Source organism: Acinetobacter harbinensis, assembly GCF_000816495.1.
Taxonomy (GTDB): domain Bacteria; phylum Pseudomonadota; class Gammaproteobacteria; order Pseudomonadales; family Moraxellaceae; genus Acinetobacter; species Acinetobacter harbinensis.
The window spans coordinates 1,054,004-1,060,022 of record NZ_JXBK01000001.1 but is presented as its reverse complement, the minus strand read 5'-3'; the positions used below and the strand labels follow the sequence as shown (position 1 = coordinate 1,060,022).

Annotated in this window: 7 protein-coding genes; 6 read left to right on the top strand and 1 reads right to left on the bottom strand. The window is 44.1% G+C overall.

Annotation, left to right across the window (positions count from 1 at the left end; genetic code table 11):
• Positions 1-543: 543 nt before the first annotated feature.
• A complete protein-coding gene (locus SE27_RS04915) occupies positions 544-1,212 on the bottom strand; it encodes a GntR family transcriptional regulator (protein WP_039621391.1) in 669 nt (222 codons plus the stop codon).
• Positions 1,213-1,346: 134 nt separating this feature from the next.
• On the opposite strand from SE27_RS04915, the gene madL reads away from it, so the two are divergent.
• From madL to SE27_RS04885, 6 genes are all read left to right on the top strand, one after another.
• A complete protein-coding gene (madL, locus tag SE27_RS04910) occupies positions 1,347-1,754 on the top strand; it encodes a malonate transporter subunit MadL (RefSeq protein WP_039621389.1) in 408 nt (135 codons plus the stop codon).
• Between the two features lie 45 nt (positions 1,755-1,799).
• Positions 1,800-2,561, top strand: a complete 762-nt coding sequence (gene madM / locus SE27_RS04905; RefSeq protein WP_039621386.1) for a malonate transporter subunit MadM — start codon at positions 1,800-1,802, stop codon at positions 2,559-2,561.
• A gap of 15 nt (positions 2,562-2,576) precedes the next feature.
• A complete protein-coding gene (gene mdcA / locus SE27_RS04900) occupies positions 2,577-4,232 on the top strand; it encodes a malonate decarboxylase subunit alpha (RefSeq protein WP_039621384.1) in 1,656 nt (551 codons plus the stop codon).
• A 5-nt stretch (positions 4,233-4,237) separates the two neighbouring features.
• Positions 4,238-4,555 carry a malonate decarboxylase acyl carrier protein gene (mdcC, locus tag SE27_RS04895; protein ID WP_039621382.1) on the top strand — a complete coding sequence of 106 codons (318 nt, stop codon included), beginning with the start codon at positions 4,238-4,240 and terminating at the stop codon, positions 4,553-4,555.
• Positions 4,548-5,447: a biotin-independent malonate decarboxylase subunit beta gene (locus tag SE27_RS04890; RefSeq protein ID WP_039621380.1), complete on the top strand. Its 900-nt coding sequence runs from the start codon at positions 4,548-4,550 to the stop codon at positions 5,445-5,447. Before mdcC ends, SE27_RS04890 begins: the two co-directional genes overlap by 8 nt.
• The coding region (locus tag SE27_RS04885; RefSeq protein WP_227504626.1) for a biotin-independent malonate decarboxylase subunit gamma at positions 5,437-6,019 on the top strand (583 nt) is incomplete at its 3' end. The genes SE27_RS04890 and SE27_RS04885, both read left to right, overlap by 11 nt.

Genomic DNA, 6,019 nt, shown 5'->3' with positions numbered 1-6,019 from the left:
AACATCTCAGCACTTCGTGCCTTAATCGTTTCCGTCTATCTCGTCGGGATGCAGCGTATTCTATACACTTTAAAATTCAGCGCAACCCCTGATTCACGTTATTTCACTCGGGTGTTGTTTTTTTCGGCTATTTGAATAAAAATTTGCAGTTTTAGTCTAAAAAATCAGCTCAATTTAAACATAAATCCTTAGGCTGGTCATATCAAGTGCATCTTAAGCATCATGAATAGCCTTAATAACTGCCTTTTGGCCTGTAATCTTTTCAGCAGCATGCAGGGTGGCATTTTACTGTATGCAATATCACTATCTAATATTGATGTATAGTGAGTCGTAAAATTTCAGTCGTGCTTGAACCTGACTCACTCGCTATTTATAGACATTCCCTCTTCATCGATCCTTATTCAAATTTGCCAGACTGCTTTGATAAGTATTTACATGCAGTTTATTTTTCTCCCCAAAGCATAAATAAAAAGACTCTATCAAACCACTCATCTTTATTTCTGAATGATTTTGGCTTGATCACCTACCAATTAGGTAAATACTTTATTTGCTCGACAGATTAATCGTCGACATTAAATCGGTAAACTTCTGCCCCTGAATCACCACATGGCCACGTAATAATTTTTCAGCTTCCACTTCATCGCCCTGAATAATGGCTTGCACAATCGCTTCATGCTCGGAAAAAGAGTGATTCATGCGATTATTAACACGTAATTGTAATCTGCGATAAGGATGTAATCTTTTATGCAAACTAGATGCTTGCTCAATTAAAAAACTGTTATGACTGGCGGCATAAATTTGAAAATGAAACTGACGATTTTTCTCGTAATAGTTTTCTGAATCATTGGATTCTAGATATTCTTCACAATGTTTATGCAGCTCAAGTAATCGTTTTTTCTCATCTTCTTGAATCCGTCTAGCGGCCAATCGACCACACATGCCTTCTAGCTCGGCCATCACTTCAAACATTTCGCATAGCGTCATTGGATTCACTTCCGGCACAATCGCGCCTCGTCTTGGGCGAATCTCTACCATGCCTTCTGCTGAAAGTAATTTTAAGGCTTCACGTATTGGCGTTCTAGACGCTCCATAGCGTTCACATAGCTCAGCTTCATCAAGTTTTGTGCCCGGCCGAAAATATCCAAAGATAATATCATCCTCTATCTTTTTACTCACTTGAATAGATAAGGGCAAGTCTTTGATTAAATTCATATTTCACCATTTTGTATACAATATTATGTATTTTGAGTACAAATATATTGTCATTTGAATACATTCTGTTTATAACTATAACAAAATAAATGGACGTTTATTACTAGAAAATCTCAATCCATGGAGGATTCAAGATGATTATTTACGGTACGGCATTACTCGCAATCTGTCATTTGCTGGGTGATTATTTTGGCAACATGCTGGGTATTTTACTGGGCGTAAAAGCCAATGTCGGTGGTGTGGCCATCGCCATGATTCTGCTGATTGCCAGCAAGGAAGTTCTGGCCAGAAAGGGCTATTTACCTAAAGTCACTCAATTCGGCGTGCTGTACTGGTCCGGTATGTATATCCCTATCGTTGTTGCAATGTCAGCAGGACAAAATGTCGTGGCTGCGATGTCGGGTGGCATGGTGGGTGTGGTGGTTGCAGTCATTTCTTTGGTCGGTACGGTTTTGGTGATTCGCTGGTTAAATAAATACAGCAATGACTATGACAGCTATGAATGGCCGATTGAAAATCCAGCTCAGACAGCGAAAGTCTAGAAATTAATCCCATCTCTCATATAAAGGAATTTAGGGAGTTATCGTATGGATGTTTTAATTCAAGTATTAACAAAAAATGCGCTGATCACTGCACTTGCAGTTACCGGCTTAATGATGATTGTGTCTCATCTGCTTTCAAAATATCTGACCAAGGGTAAATTACAAAGCTCTGCCATTGCCATCACGATGGGTTTAGTGATTGCTTATTTTGCCGGTGTCTATACCCAAGGTACGAAAGGCATCTCTGATATTGCGATTTTTTCAGGTTTTGCGCTATTGGGCGGCGCGATGCTACGTGACTTGGCCATTGCCTCTACCGCTTTTGAAGTGGATGTTAAAGAAGTTAAAAAAGCAGGCAAAGTGGGATTGATTGCACTTTTACTCGGTTGCGTTATTCCATTTGTAATTGGCGCGGGTGTGGCTTGGCTGATGGGTTATAAAGATCCGGTTTCCATGACCACGATTGGTGCAGGTGCCATGACTTATATTGTTGGTCCGATTACAGGCTCCGCCATTGGTGCAAGCTCTGAAGTGATTGCACTGTCTATTGCCATTGGTTTAATTAAGTCCGTGTTCTTTATGGTGGGCACGCCTTTACTGGCCAAATTCATGTATCTGAAAAGCCCACGTTCAGCCATGATTTTTGGCGGAATGGCAGGAACCACCAGTGGCGTTGCAGCAGGACTGGCAGGTACAGATGTACGTTTGGTGCCTTATGGTGCATTGGTTGCCACGTTTTACACTGGCTTAGGTTGCTTGCTTGGCCCCTCTATTTTTTTCCTGACCGTCAATGCAATTTTTGGTTAAGTATCGGGTGATCGAATGAATAATACGGTAAATAAGCGCGTATGGAACAGTCAAAAAACCAAACGCCTGAACAAACTAGAACAAGCGAAAATTAAAGGCTTTGACAAGCAGGTCGCGCATGATCGTGTGATTGAACTGCTAGAGACTGTGATTGCCTGCGGCGATAAAGTTTGCCAAGAAGGCAACAATCAAAAGCAAGCTGACTTTCTAGCCAAGGCTTTAAGTCAATGTAATCCAGAGGTATTGAATAATTTACACATATTACAATCGGTGCTGGCATTACCAAGTCATCTGGATATTTTTGAAAAAGGCATCGCCTCAAAACTTGATTTCTCTTTTTCTGGCCCACAAAGCCTACGCCTTGCGCAATTGGTACAACAGCAAAAAATCTCGATTGGCTCAATTCATACCTATTTAGAGCTGTATGGTCGCTATTTTATTGATTTAATCCCCAATGTTTGCTTGATTACGGCGCAGGCAGCCGATGCGCAAGGCAACTTATATACAGGTGCCAATACCGAAGATACGCCTGCCATTGTTGAAGCCACGGCATTTAAGAGCGGTATTGTGATTGCGCAAGTCAATGAACTGAGCGATCAGCTGCCACGCGTAGACATTCCAGCGGACTGGGTCGACTTCTTTATTGTCAGCCCGAAAGCCAATTATGTTGAACCGCTGTTTACCCGTGATCCGGCACAAATCACTGAAGTACAAATTTTAATGGCCATGATGGTGATTAAAGGTATTTATGCGCCTTATCAAGTGCAACGTTTAAATCATGGTATTGGCTTTGATACCGCAGCCATTGAACTGTTGTTGCCCACTTATGGCAATGAGCTGGGCTTAAAAGGCAAAATTTGCAGCAATTGGGCACTCAATCCACACCCGACCCTCATTCCCGCCATTGAAAGTGGCTTTGTAGAATCCATTCATAGCTTTGGTTCTGAAGTCGGCATGGACGATTATATTCGTAATCGCTCCGATGTGTTCTTTACCGGTGCCGATGGCAGCATGCGATCGAATCGCGCATTTTCTCAGGCCGCAGGTTTATATGCCTGTGATTTGTTTATTGGTTCAACGTTACAGATTGATTTACAAGGCAACAGCTCTACTGCCACGGTCGATCGTATTGCTGGTTTTGGTGGTGCGCCGAATATGGGGTCTGATCCGCACGGACGCCGCCATTCCAGTTTTGCCTATAACAAAGCCGGTAAAGAGGCGGTTGATGGCAAAGTCATTAAAGGACGCAAACTGGTGGTACAGCTGGTAGAAACCTATCGTGAACATATGCATCCAGTCTTTGTGGAAGAATTAGATGCATGGCAATTGCAAGACAAAATGGGCAGTGATTTCCCGCCGATTATGATTTACGGCGAAGATGTCACGCATATTGTGACCGAAGAAGGCATTGCCAATTTATTGCTATGCCGGAGTGCCGAAGAGCGCGAACAAGCGATTCGCGGTGTTGCCGGTTATACCCCCATTGGAATGCAGCGCGATCATGCCAAAGTCGAGGAACTTAGACAGCGTGGCATTATCCAGCGCCCTGAAGACTTGGGTATTGATACCTCAAAAGCCACGCGCGACCTACTGGCCGCACAGTCGGTGAAAGATCTGGTGAAATGGTCTGAAGGTCTGTACTCCCCGCCAAGCCGCTTTAGAAACTGGTGATTATTATGGAACAACTGAATTTTTCGCTTCACTCAAAAAGTACCCCGCTGACCAAACATGAAATGATTTGTGGGGTGGTCGGCTCTGGCAATTTAGAAGTCTTCGTCAGCGCAATTGAACAGACAGAAAAATGCGACATTATTGTCAACACCTCAGCCACTGGTTTTAAAGAGGTTTGGACTGCGGTACTGAGTGAGTTTTGCAATCGCCACGCTGTCGGTGGTCTAAAATTCCAACTCAATGATATGGGTGCAACGCCTGCCGTGGTCAGTTTACGACTCAGTCAAGCCGTTACCCTGCTGAAGGATAATGAACATGCATAATATGATTAAAAAAAGCTTTTATGAGAAAACCGCACGAAATCGAATTTCCAGCATCGTCGATGCAGGCAGCTTTAATGAGTTTTTAAAAGCCGGCGCATTGCCACTGAGTCCCAATCTACAAGCCTTAGATATCCCCGGCAGTTTTGATGATGGCGTGATTATTGGCACGGCATGCATCAATAAAACGCCTGTCCATCTCATTGCGCAAGAAGGGCAATTTATGGGTGGTGCCGTCGGTGAAATTCACGGCGCAAAAATCGTTGGTTTATTGCTAAGAGCGATTCAAGATCAGTCCCGTGCGGTGGTTTTCTTCATTGACTCCGGCGGTGTTCGACTGCATGAGGCCAATGCAGGATTGATTGCGATTTCTGAGATCATGCGCGCCATGCTTAAAGTAAGAAATGCCGGCATTCCGATTATTAGCATCATCGGTGGAACCTGTGGTGCATTTGGCGGCATGGGCATCAGCGCCTGTTTAAGCAGTCACATTATCATGTCAGAAGAAGGTCGCTTGGCGCTTTCTGGCCCAGAAGTGATTGAAACGGTAAAAGGTGTCGAGGAGTTTGACTCTAAAGACCGTGCCTTGGTGTGGCGTGTCACCGGCGGTAAAAACCGTTACTTGCTGGATCAGATACAGGTGCTCACTGAAGATGATACCGATGAGATCCGCGAGCAGATTATCACTGCACTGGCCCAAGCACCGGAACAGTTAACGCTGACGGCACTACAACACAAACAACAGCTGATTCAACAGCAATTTGATCAGTGGTTTGGGAAAAAAGATGGCTTAGAGATCTGGCAAGGCATGCACATTCAGCACGCTGAACACATCCCGATGCTGAGTGCAGCAGCGGTTATTCAGATTAAACAAGGAGTCGGCTATGGAAACTGAAGTTATTTTAAGTCAGCTGTTTCCGGATCATCTAACTTACCAGATTCAGGGTCATTTCATTAAAGGTGCTGCGCAAACCGCCGCAGGTCCAGTGCGTATTGTGGGCACAGTCAATTCTGCGCCGATTAATCATGAGATTGCTCTGCACATTGCAGCAGAAGTGCTGGAAATTATTGCACTGAATGATCAGACGCCGGTGATTTTTATTGTCGACACTCAAGGACAAGCACTCTCTCGTGCGGATGAAGTGCTGTGCTTAAATCGCAGCTTTGCGCATCTTGCCTCTTGCGTCGATTTATTGCGTCGACAGCAACATCCGAATTTAGCAATTATCTTGGGAGAGGCGGTCAGTGGCGGTTTTCTTTCTTATGGTTTAATGGCCAATCAGGTTTTTGCACTGGAAAGTAGCCAAGTCAAGGTTATGGACTTAAATGCCATGTCGCGGGTGACTAAAATTCCGGTTGAGCGCCTAAAAGAATTATCACAAAGTTCTGCCATTTTTGCCCCCGGGGTTGAGAATTTTTACAAAATGGGCGCTATTTCAGAGATCTGGCATGATTTGAATCCGGACT